The organism is Leifsonia sp. P73 (genome assembly GCF_051059105.1).
Taxonomy (GTDB): Bacteria; Actinomycetota; Actinomycetes; order Actinomycetales; family Microbacteriaceae; genus Leifsonia.
In genome coordinates this window covers 1,527,719-1,553,589 of the sequence record NZ_CP194931.1, presented here as the reverse complement: position 1 = coordinate 1,553,589, position 25,871 = coordinate 1,527,719, and the positions used below count along the sequence as shown (strand labels likewise).

At 68.6% G+C, this 25,871-nt stretch carries 36 protein-coding genes and 2 pseudogenes; 32 read left to right on the top strand and 6 right to left on the bottom strand.

The window, feature by feature from the left end; translation table 11 throughout:
- The first annotated feature begins 3 nt into the window (after positions 1–3).
- The 25 genes and pseudogenes from rpsS to ACQ86L_RS07800 all read left to right on the top strand — a co-directional run bounded on the left by rpsS (position 4) and on the right by ACQ86L_RS07800 (position 14,373).
- Positions 4–285 carry a 30S ribosomal protein S19 gene (rpsS, locus tag ACQ86L_RS07920; protein WP_018191964.1) on the top strand — a complete coding sequence of 94 codons (282 nt, stop codon included), beginning with the start codon at positions 4–6 and terminating at the stop codon, positions 283–285.
- A gap of 24 nt (positions 286–309) precedes the next feature.
- Positions 310–702: a 50S ribosomal protein L22 gene (gene rplV / locus ACQ86L_RS07915; RefSeq protein WP_345834049.1), complete on the top strand. Its 393-nt coding sequence runs from the start codon at positions 310–312 to the stop codon at positions 700–702.
- On the top strand, positions 702–1,481 hold the full coding sequence (gene rpsC, locus ACQ86L_RS07910; RefSeq protein WP_345834050.1) for a 30S ribosomal protein S3: 780 nt from the start codon (positions 702–704) through the stop codon (positions 1,479–1,481). Before rplV ends, rpsC begins: the two co-directional genes overlap by 1 nt.
- Positions 1,482–1,483: 2 nt before the next feature.
- Entirely contained in the window at positions 1,484–1,903 is a 420-nt protein-coding gene (gene rplP, locus ACQ86L_RS07905) for a 50S ribosomal protein L16 (RefSeq protein ID WP_055894786.1), read from the top strand.
- Positions 1,903–2,235, top strand: a complete 333-nt coding sequence (gene rpmC, locus ACQ86L_RS07900; RefSeq protein WP_345834051.1) for a 50S ribosomal protein L29 — start codon at positions 1,903–1,905, stop codon at positions 2,233–2,235. Before rplP ends, rpmC begins: the two co-directional genes overlap by 1 nt.
- Positions 2,235–2,540, top strand: a complete 306-nt coding sequence (gene rpsQ, locus ACQ86L_RS07895; protein ID WP_018191959.1) for a 30S ribosomal protein S17 — start codon at positions 2,235–2,237, stop codon at positions 2,538–2,540. The genes rpmC and rpsQ overlap by 1 nt, the downstream gene beginning before the upstream one ends.
- Entirely contained in the window at positions 2,537–2,905 is a 369-nt protein-coding gene (gene rplN, locus ACQ86L_RS07890) for a 50S ribosomal protein L14 (RefSeq protein ID WP_018191958.1), read from the top strand. Before rpsQ ends, rplN begins: the two co-directional genes overlap by 4 nt.
- Before the next feature lie 2 nt (positions 2,906–2,907).
- Positions 2,908–3,267, top strand: coding sequence for a 50S ribosomal protein L24 (gene rplX, locus ACQ86L_RS07885; RefSeq protein WP_158865608.1), 360 nt, complete (start codon positions 2,908–2,910; stop codon positions 3,265–3,267).
- Positions 3,267–3,854, top strand: coding sequence for a 50S ribosomal protein L5 (gene rplE / locus ACQ86L_RS07880; RefSeq protein WP_370054592.1), 588 nt, complete (start codon positions 3,267–3,269; stop codon positions 3,852–3,854). The genes rplX and rplE overlap by 1 nt, the downstream gene beginning before the upstream one ends.
- A gap of 110 nt (positions 3,855–3,964) precedes the next feature.
- Positions 3,965–4,363 (top strand): 30S ribosomal protein S8, encoded by a 399-nt coding sequence (rpsH, locus tag ACQ86L_RS07875; protein ID WP_345834053.1) that lies wholly within the window; start codon positions 3,965–3,967, stop codon positions 4,361–4,363.
- Positions 4,364–4,370: 7 nt separating this feature from the next.
- The gene (rplF, locus tag ACQ86L_RS07870; RefSeq protein WP_434318383.1) at positions 4,371–4,907 is read left to right on the top strand and encodes a 50S ribosomal protein L6; all 537 of its coding nucleotides are present in this window, start codon (positions 4,371–4,373) and stop codon (positions 4,905–4,907) included.
- 2 nt (positions 4,908–4,909) lie between these two features.
- Positions 4,910–5,281 (top strand): 50S ribosomal protein L18, encoded by a 372-nt coding sequence (gene rplR, locus ACQ86L_RS07865; protein ID WP_370054590.1) that lies wholly within the window; start codon positions 4,910–4,912, stop codon positions 5,279–5,281.
- The gene (gene rpsE / locus ACQ86L_RS07860) at positions 5,278–5,997 is read left to right on the top strand and encodes a 30S ribosomal protein S5 (protein ID WP_055913991.1); all 720 of its coding nucleotides are present in this window, start codon (positions 5,278–5,280) and stop codon (positions 5,995–5,997) included. Before rplR ends, rpsE begins: the two co-directional genes overlap by 4 nt.
- A complete protein-coding gene (gene rpmD / locus ACQ86L_RS07855) occupies positions 5,997–6,182 on the top strand; it encodes a 50S ribosomal protein L30 (RefSeq protein ID WP_185276507.1) in 186 nt (61 codons plus the stop codon). The genes rpsE and rpmD overlap by 1 nt, the downstream gene beginning before the upstream one ends.
- Positions 6,182–6,859, top strand: a complete 678-nt coding sequence (gene rplO, locus ACQ86L_RS07850; RefSeq protein WP_434318382.1) for a 50S ribosomal protein L15 — start codon at positions 6,182–6,184, stop codon at positions 6,857–6,859. The genes rpmD and rplO overlap by 1 nt, the downstream gene beginning before the upstream one ends.
- An 80-nt stretch (positions 6,860–6,939) precedes the next feature.
- On the top strand, positions 6,940–8,262 hold the full coding sequence (gene secY, locus ACQ86L_RS07845; RefSeq protein WP_434318381.1) for a preprotein translocase subunit SecY: 1,323 nt from the start codon (positions 6,940–6,942) through the stop codon (positions 8,260–8,262).
- Entirely contained in the window at positions 8,259–8,867 is a 609-nt protein-coding gene (locus tag ACQ86L_RS07840) for an adenylate kinase (protein WP_434318380.1), read from the top strand. The genes secY and ACQ86L_RS07840 overlap by 4 nt, the downstream gene beginning before the upstream one ends.
- 4 nt (positions 8,868–8,871) lie before the next feature.
- Positions 8,872–9,701 (top strand): annotated as a pseudogene (gene map, locus ACQ86L_RS07835) (type I methionyl aminopeptidase).
- 172 nt (positions 9,702–9,873) lie between these two features.
- The gene (infA, locus tag ACQ86L_RS07830; RefSeq protein WP_011186713.1) at positions 9,874–10,095 is read left to right on the top strand and encodes a translation initiation factor IF-1; all 222 of its coding nucleotides are present in this window, start codon (positions 9,874–9,876) and stop codon (positions 10,093–10,095) included.
- 79 nt (positions 10,096–10,174) lie between these two features.
- Positions 10,175–10,288 carry a 50S ribosomal protein L36 gene (rpmJ, locus tag ACQ86L_RS07825; protein WP_011186712.1) on the top strand — a complete coding sequence of 38 codons (114 nt, stop codon included), beginning with the start codon at positions 10,175–10,177 and terminating at the stop codon, positions 10,286–10,288.
- 150 nt (positions 10,289–10,438) lie between these two features.
- Entirely contained in the window at positions 10,439–10,813 is a 375-nt protein-coding gene (rpsM, locus tag ACQ86L_RS07820) for a 30S ribosomal protein S13 (RefSeq protein WP_055914002.1), read from the top strand.
- Positions 10,814–10,842: 29 nt separating this feature from the next.
- Positions 10,843–11,241: a 30S ribosomal protein S11 gene (gene rpsK / locus ACQ86L_RS07815; RefSeq protein ID WP_018191944.1), complete on the top strand. Its 399-nt coding sequence runs from the start codon at positions 10,843–10,845 to the stop codon at positions 11,239–11,241.
- 118 nt (positions 11,242–11,359) lie between these two features.
- Entirely contained in the window at positions 11,360–12,358 is a 999-nt protein-coding gene (locus tag ACQ86L_RS07810) for a DNA-directed RNA polymerase subunit alpha (protein ID WP_345834060.1), read from the top strand.
- A gap of 49 nt (positions 12,359–12,407) precedes the next feature.
- Positions 12,408–12,965 carry a 50S ribosomal protein L17 gene (rplQ, locus tag ACQ86L_RS07805; protein ID WP_434318379.1) on the top strand — a complete coding sequence of 186 codons (558 nt, stop codon included), beginning with the start codon at positions 12,408–12,410 and terminating at the stop codon, positions 12,963–12,965.
- A gap of 127 nt (positions 12,966–13,092) precedes the next feature.
- Positions 13,093–14,373 (top strand): acyltransferase family protein, encoded by a 1,281-nt coding sequence (locus ACQ86L_RS07800; protein WP_434318378.1) that lies wholly within the window; start codon positions 13,093–13,095, stop codon positions 14,371–14,373.
- A 5-nt stretch (positions 14,374–14,378) separates the two neighbouring features.
- On the opposite strand, the gene ACQ86L_RS07795 is transcribed toward ACQ86L_RS07800, so the two are convergent.
- Positions 14,379–16,163: a bifunctional sugar phosphate isomerase/epimerase/4-hydroxyphenylpyruvate dioxygenase family protein gene (locus tag ACQ86L_RS07795; RefSeq protein ID WP_434318377.1), complete on the bottom strand. Its 1,785-nt coding sequence runs from the start codon at positions 16,161–16,163 to the stop codon at positions 14,379–14,381.
- The gene (locus ACQ86L_RS07790; RefSeq protein ID WP_434318376.1) at positions 16,163–17,056 is read right to left on the bottom strand and encodes a shikimate dehydrogenase; all 894 of its coding nucleotides are present in this window, start codon (positions 17,054–17,056) and stop codon (positions 16,163–16,165) included. The genes ACQ86L_RS07795 and ACQ86L_RS07790 overlap by 1 nt, the downstream gene beginning before the upstream one ends.
- A gap of 94 nt (positions 17,057–17,150) precedes the next feature.
- On the opposite strand from ACQ86L_RS07790, the gene ACQ86L_RS07785 reads away from it, so the two are divergent.
- The 7 genes and pseudogenes from ACQ86L_RS07785 (at position 17,151) to glmM (ending at position 23,683) form a co-directional block, all read left to right on the top strand.
- Complete coding sequence (locus tag ACQ86L_RS07785) at positions 17,151–17,792, top strand: TetR/AcrR family transcriptional regulator (protein ID WP_434318375.1); 642 nt, start codon at positions 17,151–17,153, stop codon at positions 17,790–17,792.
- 57 nt (positions 17,793–17,849) lie between these two features.
- The gene (locus ACQ86L_RS07780) at positions 17,850–19,154 is read left to right on the top strand and encodes an MFS transporter (protein ID WP_434318374.1); all 1,305 of its coding nucleotides are present in this window, start codon (positions 17,850–17,852) and stop codon (positions 19,152–19,154) included.
- 9 nt (positions 19,155–19,163) lie between these two features.
- A complete protein-coding gene (locus ACQ86L_RS07775; protein ID WP_434318373.1) occupies positions 19,164–20,204 on the top strand; it encodes a GNAT family N-acetyltransferase in 1,041 nt (346 codons plus the stop codon).
- 22 nt (positions 20,205–20,226) lie between these two features.
- Positions 20,227–21,092, top strand: a pseudogene (locus ACQ86L_RS07770) (tRNA pseudouridine synthase A).
- Positions 21,093–21,297: 205 nt separating this feature from the next.
- On the top strand, positions 21,298–21,744 hold the full coding sequence (rplM, locus tag ACQ86L_RS07765; RefSeq protein ID WP_345834068.1) for a 50S ribosomal protein L13: 447 nt from the start codon (positions 21,298–21,300) through the stop codon (positions 21,742–21,744).
- Between the two features lie 49 nt (positions 21,745–21,793).
- Positions 21,794–22,294 carry a 30S ribosomal protein S9 gene (gene rpsI, locus ACQ86L_RS07760; RefSeq protein WP_345834069.1) on the top strand — a complete coding sequence of 167 codons (501 nt, stop codon included), beginning with the start codon at positions 21,794–21,796 and terminating at the stop codon, positions 22,292–22,294.
- A 27-nt stretch (positions 22,295–22,321) separates the two neighbouring features.
- The gene (gene glmM, locus ACQ86L_RS07755) at positions 22,322–23,683 is read left to right on the top strand and encodes a phosphoglucosamine mutase (protein WP_434318372.1); all 1,362 of its coding nucleotides are present in this window, start codon (positions 22,322–22,324) and stop codon (positions 23,681–23,683) included.
- On the opposite strand, the gene ACQ86L_RS07750 is transcribed toward glmM, so the two are convergent.
- From ACQ86L_RS07750 to coaA, 4 genes are all read right to left on the bottom strand, one after another.
- On the bottom strand, positions 23,680–24,030 hold the full coding sequence (locus tag ACQ86L_RS07750; protein WP_434318371.1) for a helix-turn-helix domain-containing protein: 351 nt from the start codon (positions 24,028–24,030) through the stop codon (positions 23,680–23,682). The two genes, glmM and ACQ86L_RS07750, sit on opposite strands and share 4 nt — an antisense overlap.
- Before the next feature lie 9 nt (positions 24,031–24,039).
- Positions 24,040–24,363 (bottom strand): helix-turn-helix domain-containing protein, encoded by a 324-nt coding sequence (locus tag ACQ86L_RS07745; protein ID WP_434318370.1) that lies wholly within the window; start codon positions 24,361–24,363, stop codon positions 24,040–24,042.
- 81 nt (positions 24,364–24,444) lie between these two features.
- Positions 24,445–24,753 carry a helix-turn-helix domain-containing protein gene (locus ACQ86L_RS07740; RefSeq protein WP_434318369.1) on the bottom strand — a complete coding sequence of 103 codons (309 nt, stop codon included), beginning with the start codon at positions 24,751–24,753 and terminating at the stop codon, positions 24,445–24,447.
- A 112-nt stretch (positions 24,754–24,865) separates the two neighbouring features.
- A complete protein-coding gene (coaA, locus tag ACQ86L_RS07735; protein WP_434318368.1) occupies positions 24,866–25,834 on the bottom strand; it encodes a type I pantothenate kinase in 969 nt (322 codons plus the stop codon).
- Between the last annotated feature and the right edge of the window lie 37 nt (positions 25,835–25,871).

Genomic DNA, 25,871 nt, shown 5'->3' with positions numbered 1-25,871 from the left:
AAGATGCCACGCAGTCTCAAGAAGGGCCCCTTCGTCGACGAGCACCTGTTTCGCAAGGTGGTCGCCGCGAACGAGGCCAACAGCAAGAACGTGATCAAGACCTGGTCGCGCCGCTCGATGATCGTCCCGGCCATGCTGGGTCACACCATCGCGGTGCACGACGGTCGCAAGCACATCCCGGTGTTCGTCACCGAGACCATGGTCGGTCACAAGCTGGGCGAGTTCGCGCCCACCCGCACCTTCCGTGGTCACGTGAAGGACGACAAGAAGGGTCGCCGCCGCTAACGCGGTGGCGTAAGGAGGAGAGAAATGGTGGAGTCGATCGCACGCGTGCGTCACATCCGCGTCACCCCCATGAAGGCCCGCCGCGTCGTCAACCTGATCCGCGGCAAGCAGGCCCAGGAGGCCCTGGCCATCCTGAAGTTCGCCCCGCAGAGCGCGAGCGAGCCGGTCTACAAGCTCGTCGCCTCGGCGATCGCCAACGCGCGCGTCAAGGCCGACCAGAGCAACACCTACCTGGACGAGCAGGACCTGTACGTGAGCAAGGCCTTCGTGGACGAGGGCACCACGCTCAAGCGGTTCCAGCCGCGTGCACAGGGCCGGGCCTTCCGGATCAACAAGCGCACCAGCCACATCACGATCGTCCTCGCGACGCCGGACGAGGCTGAGGTTGCGAACGCTACGAAGAAGGCGAGCAAGTAATGGGCCAGAAAGTCAACCCGTACGGCTTCCGTCTGGGGATCACGACCGACCACGTGTCGCGCTGGTTCTCCGACAGCACGAAGAAGGGTCAGCGTTACAGCGACTACCTCGCTGAGGACGTCAAGATCCGCACGCTGCTGAAGACCTCGCTCGACCGCGCGGGCGTGTCCCGCATCGAGATCGAGCGCACCCGCGACCGCGTCCGCGTCGACATCCACACCGCCCGTCCGGGCATCGTGATCGGTCGCCGTGGCGCCGAGGCCGAGCGCATCCGCGCCGACCTCGAGAAGCTCTCGGGCAAGCAGATCCAGCTGAACATCCTCGAGGTCAAGAACCCCGAGGCCGACGCTCAGCTCGTCGCCCAGGGCATCGCCGAGCAGCTCGCCGCCCGCGTGGCCTTCCGCCGCGCGATGCGCAAGGGCCTGCAGGGCGCTCAGCGCGCCGGCGCCAAGGGTGTCCGCATCCAGGTGTCGGGCCGCCTCGGCGGCGCCGAGATGAGCCGCTCCGAGTTCTACCGCGAGGGTCGTGTGCCGCTGCACACGCTCCGCGCCAACATCGACTACGGCTTCTACGAGGCCAAGACCACCTTCGGTCGCATCGGTGTCAAGGTGTGGATCTACAAGGGCGACATCACGAACAAGGAGCTTGCCCGCGAGCAGGCCAACCAGAAGCCGTCGCGCGAGCGCAACGACCGTGACCGTGGTCCGCGTCGCGGCGGTGGCCGGGGCAACGCCCCCGCGACCGAGGCCGCGCCGGCCGCAGCAGGAGTTGAGGCATAACCATGTTGATCCCACGCAGAGTCAAGCACCGCAAGCAGCACCACCCCGGCCGTAGCGGCCAGGCGACCGGTGGCACGAAGGTCTCCTTCGGCGAGTTCGGCATCCAGGCCCTGACCCCCGCTTATGTGACCAACCGTCAGATCGAGTCCGCTCGTATCGCCATGACGCGTCACATCAAGCGTGGCGGCAAGGTGTGGATCAACATCTACCCGGACCGTCCGCTCACGAAGAAGCCGGCCGAGACCCGAATGGGTTCCGGTAAGGGTTCCCCCGAGTGGTGGGTCGCGAACGTCAAGCCGGGTCGGGTCCTCTTCGAGGTCTCCGGCGTCTCCGAGGAACTCGCTCGTGAGGCAATGACCCGTGCAATCCACAAGCTGCCCCTCAAGGCACGCATCATCAAGCGCGAGGAGGGCGACGCGTAATGGCGATCGGCACCAAGGAGCTCGCTCCCAGCGAGCTCGACACCTTTGAAGACGAGCGTCTGATCGACGAGCTGAAGAAGGCCAAGGAAGAGCTGTTCAACCTGCGCTTCCAGTCGGCCACCGGTCAGCTCGAGAGCCACGGCCGCCTGCGTGCGGTCAAGCGCGACATCGCTCGTATCTACACCGTGATCCGCGAGCGCGAGCTCGGGATCCGGGCGACCCCGGCCCCGGCCGAGGTCACGCCCGCCAAGGCAGAGAAGAAGAGCAAGGCGAAGAAGGAGGCCGCTGAGGCCCCCGAGGTCGCCGAGACCGAGACTGAGGAGGCCAAGTAATGGCTGAGACCACCAAGGCTGCGGCCGCGGAGTCGGCGGCCGACGAGGCCCTCGTCCGTGGTTACCGCAAGGCCCGTCGCGGGTACGTCGTCAGCGACAAGATGGACAAGACCATCGTCGTCGAGGTCGAGGACCGCGTGAAGCACCCCCTGTACGGCAAGGTCATCCGCCGCACCTCCAAGGTGAAGGCGCACGACGAGAACAACACCGCCGGCATCGGCGACCTCGTTCTCATCAACGAGACCCGTCCGCTGAGCGCCTCCAAGCGGTGGCGCCTGGTTGAGATTCTGGAGAAGGCCAAGTGATTCAGCAGGAATCCCGACTCAAGGTCGCCGACAACACCGGCGCCAAGGAGCTTCTCGCCATCCGCGTCCTCGGCGGCTCCAGCCGTCGCTACGCCGGCCTGGGTGACGTCATCGTCGCCACGGTCAAGGACGCGATCCCCGGCGGCAACGTCAAGAAGGGCGATGTCGTCAAGGCCGTCGTCGTGCGCGTGCGGAAGAACACCCGCCGCCCGGACGGCTCCTACATCAAGTTCGACGAGAACGCCGCCGTGATCCTGAAGAACGACGGTGACCCCCGTGGCACCCGCATCTTCGGCCCGGTCGGCCGTGAGCTTCGCGACAAGAAGTTCATGAAGATCATCTCGCTGGCCCCGGAGGTGCTGTAACCATGGCGAACATCAAGAAGGGCGACCTGGTCCAGGTCATCTCGGGCCGTTCGCAGGCCCGCGGTGGCGACCGTGGCAAGCAGGGTCGTGTCATCGAGGTCCTCGTGGAGAAGAACCGCGTGATCGTCGAGGGCGTCAACTTCGTGACCAAGCACGTGCGCGTCGGCCAGACGCAGCGTGGCACGAAGACGGGCGGCATCGAGACCCACGAGGCTCCGATCCACGTGTCCAACGTGGCGCTCGTCGACCCCGAGACCAAGAAGCCGACCCGTGTCGGCTTCCGCACCGAGACCGTAACGAAGGACGGCGTCACCAAGACGGTCCGCGTTCGTTACGCCAAGAAGTCTGGTAAGGACCTGTAATGACGGACACTGCAACGAGTGCTGGCAAAATCCAGCCTCGCCTGAAGCAGAAGTACAAGACCGAGATCTCCGCTCAGCTCAAGGGCGACTTCGGCTTCACGAACGTGCACCAGGTGCCCGGGCTCGTGAAGATCGTGGTCAACATGGGTGTCGGCGAGGCTGCTCGCGACGGCAAGGTGATCGACGGTGCGATCAACGACCTCACCCTGATCACCGGCCAGAAGCCGCAGGTCACGAAGGCCCGCAAGTCCATCGCGCAGTTCAAGCTGCGCGAGGGCCAGCCGATCGGCGCGCACGTCACGCTGCGCGGCGACCGCATGTGGGAGTTCCTCGACCGTCTGCTCTCGCTCGCGCTGCCCCGTATCCGGGACTTCCGCGGCCTGAGCGACAAGCAGTTCGACGGCAACGGCAACTACACCTTCGGTCTCACGGAGCAGTCGATGTTCCACGAGATCAACCAGGACCGGATCGACCGCGTCCGGGGTATGGACATCACGGTCGTCACGACCGCGAAGAACGACGCGGAGGGCCGCGCGCTGCTCAAGCAGCTCGGCTTCCCGTTCCGTTCGAACGAGGCGGGCAACTAGACCTAGTAGTCTTGTCTCTTTGTGGGCCGGCCGCCCGGCCGGCCACTTCCACCACAGGTCGTCAGTCGTGTAACGGCTGCACGAAACCTGGTGAACAAAGGAAAATCGCAATGACGATGACAGATCCGGTCGCAGACATGCTGACCAGACTGCGCAACGCGAACTCGGCGCACCACGACACCGTGTCGATGCCGCACTCCAAGCTCAAGTCCCACATCGCCGAGATCCTCACCTCCGAGGGCTACATCTCCGGCTGGGAGGTCTCCGACGCCCGTGTCGGCCAGACCCTGACGCTCAACCTCAAGTTCGGTCCGAACCGTGAGCGTTCCATCGCAGGCATCAAGCGAGTCTCCAAGCCCGGCCTCCGCGTCTACGCGAAGTCGACGGAGCTCCCCAAGGTCCTCGGCGGCCTCGGTGTCGCGATCCTGTCCACCTCCTCGGGGCTCCTCACGGACCGCCAGGCTGAGAAGAAGGGCGTGGGTGGGGAAGTCCTCGCCTACGTGTGGTGACCCTGCCATGTCGCGTATCGGAAGACTGCCCATCGAGATCCCCGCTGGGGTCGATGTGAAGATCGACGGCCAGACCGTCACCGTCAAGGGCCCGAAGGGCGAGCTCACGCTCGTCGTCGCGAGCCCCATCGAGGCGAAGCTGGAGGAGGGCCAGGTCCTGGTCACCCGTCCGGACGACGAGCGCGCTTCGCGCTCGCTCCACGGCCTCACCCGCACGCTCATCAACAACAACATCATCGGCGTCACCGAGGGCTACTCCAAGGGCCTCGAGATCGTCGGCACCGGTTACCGCGTGGCCCAGAAGGGTGCGGGCGTCGAGTTCGCGCTCGGCTTCTCGCACCCGGTCAACGTCGAGCCGCCGGCCGGCATCACCTTCACGGTCGAGGGCAACAACAAGGTGACCGTGAGCGGGATCGACAAGCAGGCTGTTGGCGAGGTCGCCGCGAACATCCGCAAGATCCGCAAGCCCGAGCCGTACAAGGGCAAGGGTGTGCGTTACGCCGGCGAGGTCGTTCGTCGCAAGGCCGGAAAGGCTGGTAAGTAATCATGGCTCTGGGTACCAGAGGAAAGAGCAAGGCAGCCGCTCGCGGCCGTCGTCACACCCGACTCCGCAAGAAGGTCGTGGGCACCGAGGTCCGTCCTCGCCTGGTCGTCACCCGTTCGGCCCGCCACGTCTTCGTGCAGATCGTCGACGACGCCAAGGGCCACACGCTGGCCTCCGCGTCGACCATGGAGACCGACCTGCGCGGCTTCGACGGTGACAAGACCGCCAAGGCCCGCAAGGTGGGCGAGCTCGTCGCCGAGCGCGCGAAGAGCGCCGGTGTCGAGGCCGTGGTCTTCGACCGTGGCGGCAGCAAGTACGCCGGTCGCGTTGCGGCCGTCGCCGAAGGCGCTCGTGAAGGTGGGCTGAACCTGTGAGCGACGAGAACAACAAGGAGCAGACCGTGGCCGCTGAGGTAACGGAGACCGCGCAGCCGGTCGAGACCGCTGCGTCGACCGACAACAACCGCGAGCGCGAGCCGCGCCGCGGTGGCCGGGAGCGCAACCCCAACCGCGATCGCGGCAGCCGGGACGCCGACAAGAGCCAGTTCCTGGAGCGCGTCGTCACCATCAACCGCGTCTCCAAGGTCGTGAAGGGTGGTCGTCGCTTCAGCTTCACCGCTCTCGTGGTCGTCGGCGACGGCAACGGCCTGGTGGGCGTCGGCTACGGCAAGGCCCGCGAGGTGCCGCTGGCGATCTCGAAGGGCGTCGAGGAGGCGAAGAAGAACTTCTTCCGTGTCCCGCGCGTCGGCGTCACCATCCCGCACCCGGTGCAGGGTGAGGCCGCCGCCGGCGTCGTCCTCCTGCGTCCGGCCGCCGCCGGTACCGGTGTTATCGCCGGTGGCCCGGTGCGCGCCGTCCTGGAGTGCGCCGGCATCCACGACGTGCTGAGCAAGTCGCTCGGCTCGTCCAACACGATCAACATCGTGCACGCGACCGTCGAGGCGCTGAAGCAGCTCGAGGAGCCCCGTGCCGTCGCAGCTCGCCGTGGTCTCGACTACGACCAGGTTGCGCCCGCGCGCCTGCTGCGTGCCGAGGCGGAGGCGGCCGAGGCCGCTGCTGCCGCCAAGAAGGCAGAGAAGGTAGGTGCCTGATGGCCGCGCGCCTGAAGATCACGCAGATCAAGTCGAAAGTGAGCGAGAAGCAGTACCAGCGCGACACGCTGCGCAGTCTGGGACTGAAGCGAATCGGTGACGTCACCGTCCGCGAGGACACCCCGCAGAACCGCGGGTACGTCAACACCGTCGCTCACCTGGTGAAGGTTGAGGAGATCGACTAATGGCTGACGACAAGCCGACCACTGAGGCCGCTGCCGAGAAGCCGGCCGCCAAGAAGCCCGCCACCAAGGCCGCTGCCAAGCCGGCTGCTGAGAAGGCGAGCACCGAGAAGAAGGCGCCTGCCGCCAAGAAGGCTCCGGCGAAGGCCGCTGCCGACAAGGCCGCCGCCTCCACCAAGGACGAGACCGTCTCCGCCCCGGCGAAGAAGGCCCCGGCCAAGAAGGACGTCGCGGAGCCCCGCGAGCAGGTCCTCAAGGTGCACCACCTCCGTCCCGCCGCGGGCGCCAAGAAGGACAAGACCCGCGTCGGACGCGGTGAGGGTTCCAAGGGCAAGACCGCGGGCCGTGGCACGAAGGGCACCAAGGCCCGCTACCAGGTCCGCCCGGGCTTCCAGGGCGGTCAGCTCCCGTTCCACATGCGTTCGCCGAAGCTGCGCGGGTTCAAGAACCCGTTCCGCGTCGAGTACCAGGTGGTCAACCTCGAGAAGCTGGCCGAGCTGTACCCGGCCGGTGGGGATGTCACCATCTCCGACCTCGTCGCCAAGGGCGCCGTTCGCAAGAACGAGAAGGTCAAGGTTCTCGGTAACGGGGACATTGCGGTTAAGCTGAACGTTGCGGTCGACAAGGTCTCCGGCTCTGCCGAGCAGAAGATCGTCGCCGCTGGTGGCTCCGTCAAGTAGCCGCCCGTAAAGCAGCGCAGTCGGGTGGCCGGAAAGCTCCGGTCACCCGACTGACTCTTACAGGAAAGCAGGACGCACTTTTGTTTAGCGCCGTCGCGCGGATCTTCCGCACCCCGGACCTCCGCCGGAAGATCTTCTTCACGCTGGGGATCATCGCCCTGTTCCGGCTGGGCTCGTTCATCCCCGCGCCGTTCGTCGACTTCGGCAACGTGCAGACCTGTCTGAACGCCAACCAGGACACCTCCGGGCTCTACTCGCTGGTCAACCTGTTCTCGGGTGGCGCTCTCCTCAAACTCTCGATCTTCGCGCTCGGCATCATGCCGTACATCACCGCGTCGATCATCGTGCAGCTCCTCCGCGTGGTCATCCCGCGCTTCGAGACCCTCTACAAGGAGGGCCAGGCCGGCCAGGCGAAGCTCACGCAGTACACGCGCTATCTCACGATCGCGCTGGGCGTCCTCCAGTCGACGACCCTCATCACCGTCGCCCGTTCCGGCGCCCTCTTCGGCACCACGGCCGTCTCGCAGTGCACACAGCTGATCACGGACGACTCCTGGTACGCCATCATGCTCATGGTCGTCACCATGACCGCCGGCACCGGCCTCATCATGTGGATGGGCGAGCTGGTCACCGAGCGCGGCATCGGCAACGGCATGTCCCTCCTGATCTTCACCTCGATCGCGGCGCAGTTCCCGAGCTCGCTCTGGGCCATCGGCCAGTCGCAGAGCATCGAGGTGATGCTGGTGGTGATTGCGATCGGTCTCCTGATCGTCGCCGCGGTCGTCTTCGTCGAGCAGTCGCAGCGCCGCATCCCGGTGCAGTACGCCAAGCGCATGGTCGGCCGCCGGACGTACGGCGGCAACAACACGTACATCCCGATCAAGGTGAACATGGCGGGCGTGGTCCCGGTCATCTTCGCGTCGTCGCTGCTGTACCTGCCTGCGCTGATCGCCCAGTTCAACCAGCCGGCAGCCGGCAAGGCCCCGGCTCCCTGGGTGACCTGGATCACGAACTACCTGACCAAGGGCGACCACCCGCTCTACATGCTGCTCTACTTCCTCCTGATCGTGGGCTTCACGTACTTCTACGTGGCCATCACGTTCAACCCGGAGGAGGTCGCCGACAACATGAAGAAGTACGGCGGCTTCATCCCCGGTATCCGCGCGGGCCGCCCCACCGCCGAGTACCTCGACTACGTGCTGACCCGCGTGACCCTGCCGGGCTCGATCTACCTCGGCATCATCGCGCTGATCCCGCTGATAGCGTTCGCACTGCTCGGCGCCAGCCAGAACTTCATGTTCGGCGGCACGTCCATCCTCATCATCGTCGGTGTCGGACTCGAGACGGTCAAGCAGATCGACTCGCAGCTCCAGCAGCGGCACTACGAAGGGCTTCTGCGTTGACCCGTATGCTGATCGTCGGACCTCCCGGAGCGGGCAAGGGCACTCAGGCCTCCCGTATCACCTCCGTGTACGGGATCCCCGACATCTCCACGGGTGACATCTTCCGGGCCAACATCAAGAACGAGACCCCGCTCGGCCGCCAGGTCAAGGCGATCGTCGACGCGGGCGACTACGTCCCTGACAGCCTCACCAACCAACTCGTCACCGATCGGCTGGCCGAGGACGACGCGAAGGACGGCTTCCTCCTCGACGGCTACCCGCGCACCCTGGAGCAGGTGAAGTACCTGGACGACCTGCTGGCCTCGAAAGGCCAGGAGCTCGCCGCGGTCATCCAGCTCGTGGCCGACCAGGACGAGATCGTCGCGCGCCTCACCAAGCGTGCGCAGGAGCAGGGCCGCGCCGATGACTCGGAGGAGGCCATCCGGCACCGCCAGGAGGTCTACGTGCGCGAGACCTCGCCGCTGATCGATGTCTACCGGGACCGCGGGCTGCTCGTCCCGGTCGACGGCCTGGGCGGTGTGGACGAGGTCGCCGAGCGCATCCGCGCCGCTCTCGCCGAGCGCGGGATCCACCTGCTCGCGGGCGCCGACGAGACCGTCGCGTAAGCGCGTGGCCTTCAAGCGGTCGATCTACAAGTCGCCCGCCCAGCTCCGACTCATGGTCGCGCCGGGACGGGCGACCGCGGCGTCCCTGGACGCCGTCGCGGCAGCCGTCGCCGCAGGTGTCTCCACCCTCGAACTCGACCGGATCGCCGAGGCCGCCATCGAGGCCACGGGCGGAAAGTCCAACTTCAAGCTGGAGGCCGGCTACCACCACACGATCTGCGCATCGGTCAACGACGAGGTCGTGCACGGCATCCCCGGTTCGCGCATCCTGCTGCCGGGCGACATCCTGTCGGTCGACAGCGGGGCCATCCAGGAGGGCTGGAACGGCGACGCGGCGCGGACGTTCGTGCTGCCCGACCCGGCCCATCGCGAGCGGGTCGCGGAGCGGCAGAAGCTCTCGGACGTCACCGAGCAGTCGCTCTGGCACGGAATCGCCCGCCTCGCGAGCGCCCGTCACCTCAACGAGGTGGGCGAGGCGATCGAGGACCACATCATGTCGCAAGGCGACTACGGCATCCTCACCGACTACATCGGTCACGGGATCGGGCGCCGCATGCACGAGGAGCCGCCGGTGTTCAACTACCGGGTGCGCTCCAAGGGCCCGGAGGTCCGTCCGGGGCTCGTCGTCGCGATCGAGCCGATGGTCGTGCTGGGGGACCAGGACACCTACGTGAAGGACGACGGCTGGACGGTCGCCACGGAGGACGGTTCGGCCGCAGCGCACTGGGAGCACAGCGTCGCGGTGCACGCCGACGGCATCTGGGTGCTGACGGCGGCCGACGGCGGCGCAGAGGGCTCGCGCCGTTCGGGATCACGCCGACGCCGATCGCATAGGCGCCGGTTCGGGGCCTGTTCGCTCAGAGCGGGCGCCGATGATAGACCAGAATTGGCGAAATGCGCCGGTATCCCATAAGATTGATCCTTGGTGTCTTAGGCGTGCTTTCTGCATGTCCGGCGCCAGTCAACGCACGACCAGCAAACCACTACGAGTAACGACAGTGAGGCTATGGCCAAGAAAGACGGTGTCATCGAGATCGAAGGATCTGTGATCGAGGCGCTCCCCAACGCGATGTTCCGCGTGGAGCTCACCAACGGTCACAAGGTTCTTGCCCACATCTCCGGCAAGATGCGTCAGCACTACATCCGCATCCTCCCCGAGGACCGCGTGATCGTGGAGCTGAGCCCCTACGATCTGACCCGCGGCCGGATCGTCTACCGCTACAAGTAAGGGATTGCTGTAAGTAACGGCCACGCCACCGGGTAGCCCCTGGCGAGGTACGAGGACAGCGAACAAAGGTAACAGCACAATGAAGGTCAACCCCTCCGTCAAGAAGATCTGCGACAAGTGCAAGGTCATCCGTCGCAACGGCCGGGTCATGGTCATCTGCGAGAACCCGCGCCACAAGCAGCGCCAGGGCTGATTCGCAGCAGCAGTACCAGCACGACTCAACTGAATAACGAAGCGATCCCAGAACCCGCCTCCATCCAGCGTGGAGGCGGGGACACCCTCGGAGGAGGCCGGGGCACCGGGACCGCTGAAGACCTCCACTCATCACAGGAGAAGCCACAACATGGCACGTCTAGCAGGCGTCGACATCCCGCGCGAGAAGCGCGTGGAGGTCGCACTCACCTACATCTACGGCGTCGGGCGCACGCGTGCGCTCCAGACCCTTCGCGAGACCGAGATCTCGGGCGACATCCGCGTCAAGGACCTGACCGACGACCAGCTCGTCGCACTGCGCGACTACATCGAAGGCAACTTCAAGGTCGAGGGTGACCTCCGCCGCGAGGTCGCCGCCGACATCCGCCGCAAGGTCGAGATCGGCAGCTACGAGGGCATCCGCCACCGCAAGGGCCTCCCGGTCCGCGGCCAGCGAACCAAGACGAACGCGCGTACCCGCAAGGGCCCGAAGCGTACCGTCGCCGGTAAGAAGAAGGCTCGCTAGGCCGACACCAGGACTGAAGGAGAAATATTATGGCAGCACCCAAGTCGGCCGCTCGCAAGCCGCGCAAGAAGGAAAAGAAGAACATCGCTGTGGGCCAGGCCCACATCAAGAGCACCTTCAACAACACCATCGTCTCGATCACCGACACCACCGGTGCGGTCATCTCGTGGGCGTCCTCCGGTGGCGTTGGCTTCAAGGGCTCGCGCAAGTCCACCCCGTTCGCCGCACAGCTGGCAGCCGAGTCGGCCGCCCGCCAGGCGCAGGAGCACGGGATGAAGAAGGTCGACGTCTTCGTCAAGGGCCCGGGCTCGGGCCGCGAGACCGCGATCCGCTCGCTCCAGGCCGCCGGCCTCGAGGTGGGCTCGATCAACGACGTCACCCCGCAGGCGCACAACGGCTGCCGCCCGCCGAAGCGTCGCCGCGTCTAGTTCTCTTCCACGTCCGCCCAGGCGGCGGTCCTCCAGGACCGCCGCCTGACGGCGTGACGAACCCCACCTCACTCACGCGAGTGTCATATAGCGGACACTCAGCCGAAAGGAATCAATAGTGCTCATTGCACAGCGTCCTACGCTCACCGAAGAGAACATCTCCGAGTTCCGCTCGCGGTTCGTCATCGAGCCGCTCGAGCCGGGCTTCGGCTACACCCTCGGCAACTCGCTCCGCCGCACCCTGCTCTCCTCCATCCCGGGCGCCGCCGTCACCAGCATCCGCATCGACGGCGTGCTGCACGAGTTCAGCACCGTCCCGGGTGTGAAGGAGGATGTCACCGAGATCATCCTGAACATCAAGGGCCTGGTCGTCTCCAGCGAGCACGACGAGCCGATCACCGCCTACCTCCGCAAGACCGGCTCCGGCCAGGTCACCGCGGCCGACATCTCGGCTCCGGCGGGCGTGGAGATCCACAACCCCGAGCTGGTCATCGCCACCCTGAACGACAAGGCGAAGTTCGAGGTCGAGCTCACCATCGAGCGCGGGCGCGGCTACGTCTCGGCTCAGCAGAACCGCAACGAGTACTCCGAGGCGGGCCAGATCCCGATCGACTCGATCTACTCCCCGGTCCTCAAGGTCACCTACCGCGTCGAGGCCACCCGTGCCGGTGAGCGCACCGACTTCGACCGCCTCGTGGTCGACGTCGAGACCAAGCCCGCGATCAGCCCGCGCGACGCCATCGCGTCCGCCGGCCGCACGCTGACCGAGCTGTTCGGTCTGGCCCGCGAGCTCAACAGCGCGGCCGAGGGCATCGAGATCGGCCCCGCGCCGGTCGACCAGGTGCTCAGCTCCGAGCTGTCGATGCCGATCGAGGACCTGGACCTGTCGGTCCGCTCCTACAACTGCCTCAAGCGCGAGGGCATCAACACCGTCAGCGAGCTCGTCTCGCTGTCGGAGACGCAGCTCATGAACATCCGCAACTTCGGTCAGAAGTCGGTGGATGAGGTCAAGGACAAGCTGACGGAGATGGGCCTGTCGCTGAAGGACTCGGTCCCCGGGTTCGACGGCGCCCACTTCTACAGCGGGTACGACGAGGACGAGTCCACCACCATCTGAGGCCGCGTCAGCGAAGCCTTCGACTTTTCACTACTGGAGATAACCGATCATGCCTAAGCCCACCAAGGGCCCCCGCCTCGGAGGCGGCCCCGCGCACGAGCGCCTCATGCTCGCCAACCTGGCCGCTGCGCTGTTCACGCACAAGAGCATCAAGACGACCGAGACCAAGGCCAAGCGCCTGCGTCCCTACGCCGAGCGTCTGATCACGTTCGCGAAGCGCGGCGACCTGCACGCGCGCCGTCGCGTTCTCGCGGTCATCGGCGACAAGTCCGTCGTCCACGAGCTCTTCACCGAGATCGCGCCGCTGGTCGCTGAGCGTGAGGGCGGCTACACCCGCATCACCAAGCTCGGCTACCGCAAGGGCGACAACGCGCCGATGGCGCAGATCGAGCTCGTGCTCGAGCCTGTCGCACCGAAGGTGAAGTCGACCAAGAAGACCGCCGCCCCGAAGGCCGCTCCGGTCGAGGAGCCGGCCGCCGAGGAGACCACCGAGGACACCACGTCCGAGGAGACCGCCGCCGCTGAGGCCGAGGTCGTCGAGGAGGCCACCGGCGACGCCGAGGCCGCCGAGGAGACCACCGCCGAGGCGGAGGCCGAGAAGGCCTGACCTTCCGCATCCTGTCGAAACGCCCCGCATCCGTTCGGATGCGGGGCGTTTCGCGTTTCACGCCGTTGCGGTGAGGACGATCTCCCGGTAAAATCTGGAATTCCGTACTGAGATCAAAGGGGACTCCGTGACGCTGCGCGTTCCGGCTGGACGGGATCTGTCGGTGGACTTCGCACGGGCGCTGTGCCTGCCGGTGGTGGTTCTCCTGCACGCGTTGCAACTGGGTGTCGGCGGGGAGCCGGTCAGCGCCTTCAACGCCCTCGCCGACTTCCGCCCGCTCGCCTGGGCGACCTGGCCGCTGATGATCATGCCGGTGTTCTTCTTCTGTGGCGGCTTCGCCGCGCTCGGGCAGTGGCGACGAATGCGCGGTGAGGGCGCCACCGCATCGACGTATGTCCGATCACGCACCCTCCGGCTGGCTCAACCCGTCGTGCTGGTCATGCCTGGCGTCGGCGCGGTGCTGGCGATCATGGCGGTGGGCGGCGTGGACGGGACCTTCCTCGAGCAGCTCGCGCACCGGCTTGCGGAGCCGCTCTGGTTCATCGCGGTCTACATCGGGGTGAGTGCCGTCGTGCCGTCGATGGCCGCGCTCCACGACCGCGCACCGCTGCGAACCCTCACGGCGCTGGCTGCCGGCGCCGCGGTCATCGACCTGCTGAGCCGCGCTGGAGGGCTGCCGGTTGCCGCCCTCAACTGGGGATTCGTCTGGCTGTTCGCCCAGCAGCTCGGATTCCTCCTCCGGGACGGGTGGTTCGAGCGCGCGACCCGGTGGCTGCTGGTCGGGTTCGCGGCAGCGTCCTACGCCGCGATGGGGATGCTCGTCGGTTTCGCCGGCTACTCGTTCGACATGCTCACCAATCTCAATCCGCCGACGCTGTGCATCCTGCTGCTGTCGCTGGGCCAGGTGTCGTTGTTCGCGCTGCTGCAGCCGTCGATCCGGCGCGCGATGGCCGTTCCTCTCGTGGTGAGGGTCGTCTTCGTGCTCGGGGTGTTCGGGATGGTGATCTACGTGTGGCACACGGTGGCGATGGCTGCCGTGGTCGGCATCCAACTCGCACTGGGGCTGCCCTTCCCGCCCGTGCTCTCGCCGTCCTGGTGGGCCACGCGGCCGGTGTGGATCCTCGCGATCGCCGCCTTCGTGGCCGTCGCCTGCCTGCTCGTGCCGCGGCTGGAGAAGCTTTGGCCCTCCGCCTCGAAGCGGCCCCTCCCGCTCGTGCTCTCAGCTTTCTGGGCCGCGGTCGCGATGGTGGGCGTCGGCGTCGTCCTCCTCGGCGGCTACCTCCCCGCCGCGATCGGTCTGATCGGCTGGGCGCTGGTCACGGTCGCGGTGGCGGCCCTGCTGGCCGGTGGCGCGCGGTCGCGCGTGACCTCGGCCGGCGAGCCGGACATCGAGCGCGTCGGGGTCTAGCGGCGTCAGTGCGCGAGGTGCTGCGCGGTGAGCCGCACCGGCGTGTTGGCGGCGCCGAAGCCGTCGTAGCCGCCCCGTCGCTCCACCAGCTCGAAGAACACGGAGCCCACCGTCTCGGTGTAGCAGTGCAGGTACTCGCCTGACGCGTCGCGGTCGTAGAGCAGCCCGGCGCCCCGGAGCCGATCCAGCTCGCCCGGTGGCAGCTCGAAGCGGGCGGCGAGGTCGTCGTAGTAGTTCGCCGAGACCGGGACCGTGCGCAGGCCCCGCGCTCGCGCGCGGCCGACCAGTGCGTGGAGGTCGTCGCAGGCGATCGCGACGTGCTGCGCGTGCCGCTGCGCTGCTGTCGTCGTGCGCTCGGCGAAAGGCGGGACGACGTTCAGCGCCAGGCGCACCGCTCCGTCGCCCGAGCGGAGCACCTGGCTGCGGACCAGGCCAGCAGGGCCGGCGAGCTCGGCCGAGGACTCGCGCTCCAGGCCGAGCGCCGTCCCGTAGAACAGCACGGCCTCCTCGATGTCGGCGGCGGCCTCGGTGAGGTTGACGTGGTCGATGCCGCGGATCGCAGGATCGGGCGTGCCGCGTCCGCCGGCGAACTCGCTCGGCCAGGCCGGGCTGCTCTCCTGGCCGCTGATCAGGATCTCGGTGCCGTCGGGCGCGAGCACCGCCGGGAGGTCGGCCTCGCCGGTGAGCACACGGCGGTGCGCGCGCTGCGCCCCGAGGCGCTCCGCCCGGGCGGCGGCCTCCTCCGGTCGGTCGGTGCGGATGCCGAAGCCGGCGACGTGCGGGCTTCTGCCCGCGGCGTTGTGCTCGTTGAGGACGATCCGGGCCTCGCCGGCGGCGTAGAGCCACGCCGGTTTCGTGACGTGGCGGCCACGCGGCGCGAAGCCGATCCGCTCCAGCACGGCAGCGATGGCGTCCGTGTCCTGCGCCTTGAGCTCCACCTGGTCGAGCTCGCGGGGCTCCGCCGCGGGGCGGCCCGCGCCGCTCCGGAGTGCGTCCTCCAGGACGGTCAGCGATCGGCGGGCGTGCCGTGCGGTCCGCGCCGGATCGGTCTGCCGGAAGACGTCGTTGAAGACCTCCAGCGACAGCGGACCGGTGTAACCGGCACGCAGGGTGTGGTCGACGAAGGCCGGGAGGTCGAAGCCGCCCTCGCCCGGGAACAGGCGATGATGCCTGCTCCAGGAGAGCACGTCCATCGACAGCAGCGGGGCGTCGGCGAGCTGGACGAAGAAGATCTTCTCGCTCGGGATCCGCTCGATGTCCGCAGGGTCGTGGCCGCGGGAGAGGATGTGGAAGCTGTCCAGGCACACCCCGAGTGCGGGATGGTCGGCGCGCTCCACGATGCGCCAGGCCCGCCGGTAGTCGTCGATGTACCGCCCCCAGGCCAGGGCCTCGAACGCGAGGCGCTTGCCGTGCGCGTCGGCGCGGTCGGCGAGGCGGCCGAGCTGCGCTGCGGAGACCGCGTCGTCGTCGATCGAGGCCGTGGCGACGTTGCTGCACACCAGCACCGTGTCGACGCCGAGCCGGTCCATGAGCATGAACTTGGCCTCGGCCCGGCGCAGCACCTGCGCGAACTCCGGCTCGGTCACGCCCTCCGCGTCGCGGAACGGCTGGTAGAGCGCGATCCGCAGGCCGAGCCGGTCGCAGAGCGCGCGCACCTCCTCCGGCGACTGCGGGGCGGCGATCAGGTCGGGCTCGAAGACCTCGACGGCGTCGAACCCGGCGTCGGCGATGGCGTGCAGCTTGTCGACGAGCGTCCCGGACAGGCAGACCGTCGCGATGGAGGTGCGCATCAGCGGCCCTCCCGGATCATCGCGGCGAAGTGGGCGCGCATCCGCTCGCGGTCGGGCTCGGCGCCGGTGATGAGCCGGAACGCGTCCGCCGCCTGACCGACGGCCATCCCGCCGCCGTCGAGCGTGCGGCATCCGGCCTCCCGTGCCGCGCGGAGGAGCTCGGTGTCGACGGGCCGGTAGACGACGTCCGCCACCCAGAGGCCCTGCCGCAGCAGCCCGGCGTCGAGCGGGATGCCGGGATGGGTGTGCATGCCGACGAAGCTGGCGTTGACCAGTCCGGTGACGGCACTCGCCGGCTCGCCGAGCAGCGCGGGCAGTGCATCGGAGGAGACGCCCGAGACCGACGCGGCCGGGAACCGCCGCCCGAGGGAGGCGGCCAGCGCGGCGGCGCGCTCTACGTCGAGGTCGGCCACCGTGAGCCGGGAGGCGCCGGCCTCCAGCAGCGCGGCGCAGACGGCCGCCCCCGCCCCGCCCCCGCCGATGACGACGACGTGCCCGAGGTCGGCGCCGGGGAGGCCGTGGCCGAGCGCGGACGCGAAACCGGTCACGTCGGTGTTGTGGCCGACGCGCCGCCCGGCCGCGAGCAGCACGGTGTTGACCGAGCCGATCGCCGCCGCGGATTCGGTCACCTCGTCGAGGTGGGCGAGGACGCGCTGCTTGCAGGGGTGGGTGATGTTGAGGGCGTCGAAACCGAGCAGGGCGGCGGCGTCCAGGACCCGGCCGATCGTCGCGTCGAGGTCGCCGCCGCCATCGAACGACAGCAGGTCGAGGGGCCGGTAGAGGTAGCGCAGCCCCTGTTCGTCGGCCTCCCGCTCGTGCAGCGGAGGTGTCAGGGAGGGCAGCACGCCCTCGCCCAGGAGCCCGACCAGGTACGACTCTCCGACCACGCTCATGCGTCCTCCTCGACCATCGTGCGGTGCCGCGCCGCTTGACAAAGCGCCACGAGGTTTCTTAACGTACCAGATAGTTCATTAGCGAGGAGGCGGGATGGCCCGGCTGGATCACGAGCGGATCCGCGACGCGGAGCGCACGCGCGCCGAGATCCTCGCCGTCGCGACGCAGGAGTTCGCGGACCGCGGCTACTCCGGCGCCCGCGTGGACGAGATCGCCCGCCGGATGTCCACGACGAAGCGGATGATCTACTACTACTTCGGCGGCAAGGAGCAGCTCTACGTGAGCGTGCTGGAGGCCGCCTACGCCGAGATGCGCGGCTACGAGCAGCAGCTCGACGTCTCCGGTCTCGCGCCGGTGGAGGCCATCCGCGCCATCGCCGAACGCACTTTCGACCACCACACCAGCCGCCAGGACTTCGTGCGGCTCGTGGCGATCGAGAACATCCACCGCGCCGCGTTCCTGCGTGAGGTGGGCGAGCCGGAGAGCCTGGCGCTCCCGGCACTGGAGCTGATCGACGAGGTGCTGCGGCGCGGACGGGCCGCGGGCGTGTTCCGCGACGACCTGGACGCCACCGACGTGCACATGGCGATCAGCTCCTTCTGCGTGTTCCCGGTGGCCAACCGCCACACGTTCGGGTACCTCTTCGGCCGCGATCTGCTGAACCAGTCGCGCGCCGGGCACTACCGGCGGATGCTCGGCGACATGATCGTCGCGCTCCTCACCGCGGACCGTTGATCCCTGCCGGGCACGCCCGGCGGATCGAAACAGCTACAAAAGAAACGAGTGTCGACGATGACCGCCCTCGCCCCTGCCCCCACGCGTACCCGGACACCGGTGCGCGCGGCCTTCGCCGGATTCCTCGGCTCGGCCGTCGAGTATTACGACTTCTTCATCTTCGGGTCGGCCGCCGCCCTGATCTTCCCGCACATCTTCTTCCCCGACGCCGACACCACCGCGCGCGTGATGTCGTTCGCGACGTTCGGCTTCGCCTACGTGGCGCGTCCGGTGGGCGCGGTGGTCCTCGGCCACTTCGGCGACCGGATCGGCCGCAGGAAGGTGCTGGTCTTCACGCTCGCGCTGATGGGGTTCTCCACGTTCGCGATCGGCTGCCTGCCGACCTTCGAGACCGTCGGCTGGCTGGCTCCAGGGCTGCTGGTGCTCTGCCGGCTGCTCCAAGGGCTGTCGGCCGCGGGGGAGCAGGCCGGGGCGAGCTCCATGACGCTGGAGCACGCGCCGGACCGCCGGCGCGCCTTCTTCACCTCGTGGACGCTGACCGGCACGCAGGGCGGCCAGGTGCTCGCCGCCATCGCGTTCATCCCGATCATGGCGCTGCCGGAGGACGTTCTGTACTCCGTGGGCTGGCGCATCCCGTTCTGGCTGTCGGCCGTCGTGGTCGTGGTCGCGTTCGTCGTGCGCCGGTCGCTGCCGGAGTCGCCGGAGTTCGTCAGCGCCGCCGAGGGCGGCGAGATCGAGAAGCTGCCGCTGGTCGGGCTGCTCCGCTCGCACTGGCGTGACGTGCTGCGCGTGGTGTTCCTCGCGATGATCGCGGCGGTGTCCACGGTGTTCGGCAACCTGGCCATCGCCTACGGGACGGATGCCGGCCTGGACGCGTCGGTGACGCTCTGGCTGGTCGTCGTGGCGAACATCGTGGCTCTCGTCACGCAGCCCCTGTTCGGGATGCTCGCCGACCGGATCGGCCGCAAGCCCGTGTTCATCTACGGGGCGCTCGCGAGCGCCGTGCTGATGCCGTTCTACCTGCGCTCGATGTCCGGCTCGGAGGTCTGGGTCGCCTTCCTCCTGGCGGTGGCGGTGTTCTCCTGCGGGTACGCGGCGGCGAACGCGGTCTGGCCGTCGTTCTACAACGAGATGTTCCCGCGCGAGGTGCGTTTCTCCGGCGTCGCGATCGGGACGCAGCTCGGCTTCCTGATGGCCGGCTTCGCGCCGAGCATCGTCACGGCGATGGGCGGCACCGGGCCGGACGGCTGGATCGTCATCTCCGTGTTCACCGCGGTGATCGCCGTTGTGGTGACGCTCGCGGCGCTGACGGCGCGGGAGACCGCCCGGACGCCCACAGCGGAGCTGGGCCGGCGCCGCTAGGCTGGCCGGATGCCGGGGCCTGAGATCATCGGAGCGCACCTTCCACCGCTGAGCGAGCGTGTTGCGGCGCCGCCGACGTACCGGCCGCGGCATCCGCTGGTCGCCGAGTGGCGGCCGATCGCGGAGGCCGACACCGACGCCGTGCTCGCCGTGCTGCGGGCGAGCGACGCGGTCGACCACCCGAACTACCTCACCACCCGGGAGGAGCTGGCGGACGAGCTGGCCTTCAGCTTCCTCGACCGGGAGCGGGACACCCTCCTCGCGCAGGGCCACGACGGCGCGGTGCTGGCGGTCGGGTCGGTGCTGGAGCCGCCGCGACAGGTCTCCCTGGTGCGCGAGTTCATGAACGGCGCCGTGCATCCCGAGCATCGCGGAAAGGGCATCGGGCGCGAGCTGATCGCCTGGCAGCGGGCGCGCGGGGAGCAGAAGCTGGCGACGATCGAGGCGGCGCTGCCGGGCTGGCTGGTGGGCTACGCCGACCGGCGCGCACCCGATCGCGAGCGGCTGCTGGCGGCTGCCGGGTTCACCGCGGTGCGCTGGTTCCACACGATGGAACGGGACCTGGCCGAGCCGATCCCGGACGTGACCCCGACGGAGGATGTGCGGATCGTGCCGTACACGAGCGACCTCGCCGACGCCGTCCACGCGGCGCGCGACGAGGCCTTCCTCGATCACTGGGGCAGCCAGCCGCTCAGCGACGAGCAGTGGGAGTCGCTGATCGGCGGGACGTTCGCCCCGGACGTGTCGTTCGTGGCGCTGGCCGGGGACGAGGTGGCCGGTGTGATCCTCTGCGACGTGAACGAGGACGACTGGCCGGGGCAGGGCTTCTCCGGCACCTACATCTCGACGGTCGCGGTCACCCGGGCTCATCGAGGCCGTCGCATCGCGCCCGCGCTTCTCGGAGCGGTTCTTGCCGAGAGCGCGCGCCGCGGCTGGCAGAAGGCGGTGCTCGATGTGGACGCCGCCAGCCCGACCGGCGCCGACAGCCTCTACACGGGGATGGGGTTCGTCACCACGTTCGGCGAGACCGCGCTGGTCCGGGAGTACTGAGCAGCTTCCCTAGAATCGAGGGATGACCGACGAGGCGACCCGATTCCGGCTCGACATCGCCTACCAGGGCACCGACTTCAACGGCTGGGGCCGCCAGCCCGCGCTGCGCACCGTGCAGGGGAGCTGGAGGCCGCGCTCGCCACGATCTTCCGGCGAGCGGGCGAGGCCCCGCTGCTGACCGTGGCGGGCCGCACCGACGCCGGCGTGCACGCGCGCGGGCAGGTCGCCCACGTGGACCTTTCGCCCGAGCAGGTCGCGGTGTTGCGCAGACCGCACGGCAAGCGGCCTCCCCTCGCGCCCGCCGAGGCGCTGGGCCGCCGGCTCAACGGCATCCTGGGTCCGGTCGCCGACGTGGTCGTGCTGCGCGCGAGCGAGGCGCCGCTCGGTTTCGACGCGCGCTTCTCCGCGGTCTGGAGGCGGTACGAGTACCGGGTCGCCGACCGCCTGGCGCTGCGCGACCCGCTCCAGCGGCACCGGACGGCCTGGGTCTCGGCGGACCTCGACGCCGACGCGATGGACATGGCCTCGCACGGCCTCCTCGGCCTCCATGACTTCGCCAGCTACTGCAAGGCCCGGGAGGGCGCGACCACGATCCGCACCCTCCTCGATTTCTCCTGGCGGCGCGACGACGACGGCGTGCTGCTGGGGGAGGTCGTGGCCGACGCGTTCTGCCACAGCATGGTCCGCGCGCTCGTGGGCGCGTGCGTGGAGGTCGGCGAGGGGTCACTGACGCCGGGCGATCTGGTCGAACTCCGGGACGAGCGCGTCCGCACGAGCGCGTTCAAGGTGATGCCGGCGCGCGGGCTGACGCTGATGGAGGTGGGCTACCCGGATGACGCGGAGCTCGCCCTGCGCGCAGAGCAGACGCGCGGGCTGCGGTCGCTCTGACCACCGCGGTGGCGGGATACCGTCCCGGTTTGACCCCCTCCGGGCGTGTCGCGTAGTATTGACCCTTGGTGTCCGCGCCTCACTGCGGCGCGACACACGAACGTGAGCCCTCCACCGGCCCCGGTTCCCGCCTCATCGAGACGAGAACCCCCATCGGAGCGGGATTCACGAACTCCTCCGTTCGATACAGAAAGCAGCCACTACTGTGACGCGCACTTACTCCCCGAAGGCAGACGAGATCCAGCGCGACTGGGTCGTCATCGACGCGACCGATGTCGTGCTCGGCCGTCTCGCCAGCCACACCGCCGCCCTCCTGCGCGGCAAGCACAAGGCGACCTTCGCCCCCCACATGGACATGGGCGACTTCGTCATCATCGTGAACGCCGACAAGGTGGCCCTCACCGGCCAGAAGGCGGCTCAGAAGAAGGCCTACCGCCACTCGGGCTACCCGGGCGGCCTCAAGGCCACCACCTACTCGGAGCTCCTCGAGAAGAACCCGGTCCGCGCCGTCGAGAAGGCCGTCCGCGGCATGCTGCCGAAGACCTCCCTGGGCCGCGCCCAGCTCCGCAAGCTGAAGGTCTACACCGGAAGCGAGCACCCGCACGCCGCCCAGCAGCCGAAGCAGTACACGCTCGGCCAGGTCGCCCAGTAAGCGATCCAGACCTTCACGACTGACTTAAAGACAAAGGATTATCACCATCGTGGCGAAGATCGCAGACAGCATCGACTCGGCCCAGGTTGCCGAGAACGTCGAGTCCTACTCGACCGAGACCCCCGAGAGCGCGGCCCCGGCCGCCCCGCGTCCCGTCCTCTCCGTGCCCGGCGCAGCCGTCGGCCGCCGCAAGGAGGCCATCGCGCGTGCGCGCCTGGTCCCCGGCTCCGGCACCATCACGGTCAACGGGCGTGAATTCGCGGACTACTTCCCGAACAAGCTGCACCAGCAGCTCATCACCGACCCGTTCAAGGTGCTCGACCTCATCGGCTCGTACGACGTCGTCGCCCGTATCACCGGCGGCGGCCCGTCGGGTCAGGCCGGCGCCCTGCGCCTCGCCATCGCCCGCGCGCTGAACGAGATCGACCGCGAGAACAACCGTCCGACCCTCAAGAAGGCCGGCTTCCTCACCCGTGACGCGCGCGTCACCGAGCGCAAGAAGGCCGGTCTCAAGAAGGCCCGCAAGGCGTCGCAGTTCTCCAAGCGTTGACGCATCCCAGCGTCTAGGCTTCGGTCCATGCCCCGCCTTTTCGGAACCGACGGAGTCCGCGGACTCGCGAACGGTCCTCTCACCGCCGACTTGGCGCTCGGCCTCGCGCAGGCAGCTGCTGCTGTCCTGACGCGAGGCCGCAGCGCCGAGGCGCGGCGCGCTGCCGGCAAGCGCCCGCGTGCCATCGTCGCCAGGGACCCCCGGGTCTCCGGCGAGTTCCTCTCGGCCGCCGTCGCCGCCGGGCTGGCCAGCTCGGGCATCGACGTCTACGACGCCGGTGTCATCCCGACGCCGGCCGCGGCCTTCCTCATCGCCGACTTCGACGCCGACTTCGGCGTGATGGTCTCGGCCTCGCACAACCCCGCTCCCGACAACGGGATCAAGATCTTCGCCCGCGGCGGCACCAAGCTCCCCGACATCGTCGAGGACCGCATCGAGCAGCACCTCGATATGGAGAAGCTGACTCCGACCGGCGCCGAGGTCGGCCGCATCCGCCGCTTCGCGGACGCGGAGGACCGCTACGTCGTGCACCTGCTGGCGAGCCTCCCGCACCGGCTCGACGGCATCCACGTCGTGCTCGACTGCGCTCACGGCGCGGCCGCCGGCATCTCGCCCGAGGTGTTCACCGACGCGGGCGCCCGCGTGACCGTCATCGGCGACTCGCCCGACGGCATGAACATCAACGACGGCGTCGGCTCGACGCACCTCGACAACCTGGCGAAGGCCGTCCTCGCGGCCGGCGCGGACGTCGGCATCGCCCACGACGGCGACGCCGACCGCTGCCTCGCGATCGACGCAGACGGCAACGTCGTCGACGGCGACCAGATCATGGCGATCCTCGCGGTCGGCATGAAGGAGCGCGGCAAGCTCACCGACGACACCCTCGTCGCGACCGTGATGAGCAACCTCGGCCTCAAGATCGCGATGCGCGAGCACGGCATCCGGATCGTGGAGACCGCCGTCGGCGACCGCTACGTGCTGGAGGAGATGAACCAGAACGACTACGCCCTCGGCGGCGAGCAGTCGGGCCACGTCATCATGCGCGAGTTCGCGACCACCGGCGACGGCATCCTGACCGGCCTCCACCTCCTCAGCGAGATGGCGCGTCAGCGCAAGCCGCTGTCCGAGCTGGCCAAGGTCATGACCGTGTACCCGCAGGTGATGGTCAACGTGAAGGGCGTGGACCACCACGCTGTCCACACCGACGAGCCGCTGAAGCTCGCCGTTCAGACCGCCGAGGCGGCACTGGGCGACACCGGCCGGGTGCTGCTGCGCCCGTCCGGCACCGAGCCGCTGGTGCGCGTCATGGTGGAGGCCGCCGACCAGCACACGGCCGAGCGGCTCGCGAACGAGCTGGCGGACGTCGTTCGGGAGCGACTGGGCGTCTAGGCCGAGCCCGGTCTCTCCGAGCCCGGCGGGTTGCGCTGCTCGTGACCGGCATGGCGCTGAGCCTCGCGCCGGAACTCCGTTGCGGTGTACGGCCGTGCCTCCGGCGGCAGCAGGCCGCGGTCGGTGAGCCCGTCCAGCAGTTCGGCCGGGTCGACATCGAGTCTGACCGCGAGCCGGAGCAGCGTCAGCAGCGTCGGGTTTCCGGTCCCGCGTTCGAGGTTGCCGTAGTTGGCGACGTCCACGCCGCTGTCGAGCGCGACCGTGTGCTGTGAGAGGCCGAGTGCCGTCCGCCGCTCGCGCAGGCGGGCGCCGACGATCCGCGCGGCTCCCGAGCTCTGCGTCGTCATCGGAACCGATCAGTCCTTGGCGGATTCCCGGTCGAGCCGCGCGTTCTGCTCGCGCACGAAGTCGGAGACCGAGAAGGGCCGCGTGCGTTCCGGCAGGAGCGTCGCATCGGCGAGGCCGTCGAGCAGAGCGCCGGGTTCCGTCTCGAGGGTGACAGCGAGCTGCAGCATCGTCATGAGCGTCGGGTTGCCGACGCCGCGCTCCACCTTGCCGTAGTTGGCGACGTCGACCTGGCTGAGGTTGGCGACTTCGTACTGCGAGAGGCCGAGCTCGATGCGCCGTTCCCGGAGGCGGGAGCCCAAGATGCGGGCTGCCTCGAAGCGTGGGGACGACATGCGTCTACCCTCGTATGCCATAGGGATGTTTCCCAGAGGACGAACACTGTATGTACATATTCAACATGCATTTAAGCTCACTCACGCGATGTCCCGGCGGCGTTTCGCCGCGATGAAGTCGGCGACGGAGTAGGCGTGCTCCCGAGCGGGGAGCATGTCGTCGCCGTACAGTCCCGTCACGAGATCACCGGGGTCCAGCTCGAGCGCGGTCGCGAGCCGGACGATCGTGTGCAACTCCGAGTTGGCCTCGCCTCGTTCGACACGTCCGTAGTTGGTCACGTGCATGTCCGCGAGCTGGGCGATGTCCACCTGGCTGACGCCCAGGGCCATCCGCGCGGTGCGCACCCGCTGGCCGAAGAGCTGGGCGGCGCGCGATCGTGGTGTAGCCATGCGTCATGCCTACGGGATCTGGAAGGAGTGATCCAGAGTCTTAGAGCACGTGCCATCTGGGCGCGAGGTGCGTTCGCTCCGCGCCGCAGCGGCGCGCGCGATCCGCCCGGGATCAGAGCTTGCGGAGCAGCACCGAGCTCACCGTGTGATCGGCCTCCTTGCGCAGGACGAGCTTGGCGCGCGAGCGGGTCGGCCGGATGTTCTGGATGAGGTTGGGCTCGTTGATCGCCGTCCAGATCGACGCCGCCCGGGCCCTGGCCTCCTCCTCGGTGAGCTGGGAGTAGCGGTGGAAGTACGACTTCGGGTTCGCGAACGCGCCGCGCTGCAGCTTGAGGAAGCGCTCCTCGTACCAGTGCGCGATGTCGCGCGTCCTGGCGTCCACGTATACGCTGAAGTCGAAGAGGTCGCTCACCGCGAGCCGGTTGCCGCCTCCCGCGGGCTGCAGGACGTTGAGGCCCTCCACGATCAGGACATCCGGCCGGCGGACCACGATCTCCGCGTCCGGCACGATGTCGTAGCTCAGGTGTGAGTAGAAGGGGGCGCGCACCTCGGGCGCCCTGCTCTTGACCGCGGTGACGAACCGCAGCAGCGCGCGGCGGTCGTACGACTCGGGGAAGCCTTTTCGCTCCATCAGGCCGCGCCGCTCCAGCTCGGCGTTGGGGAGGAGGAAGCCGTCCGTCGTCACCAGCTCGACGCGCGGGGTGTCGTCCCAGCGGGAGAGCAGCTCGCGCAGGAGGCGCGCGATGCTCGACTTGCCGACGGCCACGGAGCCCGCGACGCCGATCACGAACGGCGTCGGCTGGGCGCGCTCGCCGAGGAAGTCGCTCGTGACGCGGTGCAGCTGCTTGGTTCCGCCGACGTGCAGGTTGAGCAGGCGGCTGAGCGGCAGGTAGACCTCCTCGACCTCCCGCAGGTCCAGCGGGTCGCCGAGGCCGCGCAGCTGCACGATCTCGGTCGCGTTGAGCGGCAGCCGGGTGTTCTGCGCCAGCTCGGCCCAGTCGGAACGGCTCAGCTCCACGAAGGGGGTGCTGGATTCGCCGTTCGCCGTGGATCCGCCGCGAGCGGCGCCGTTCTCAGCCATAGGAGAAAAGTCTAAGGTGCGCCCACGATAGACTCGG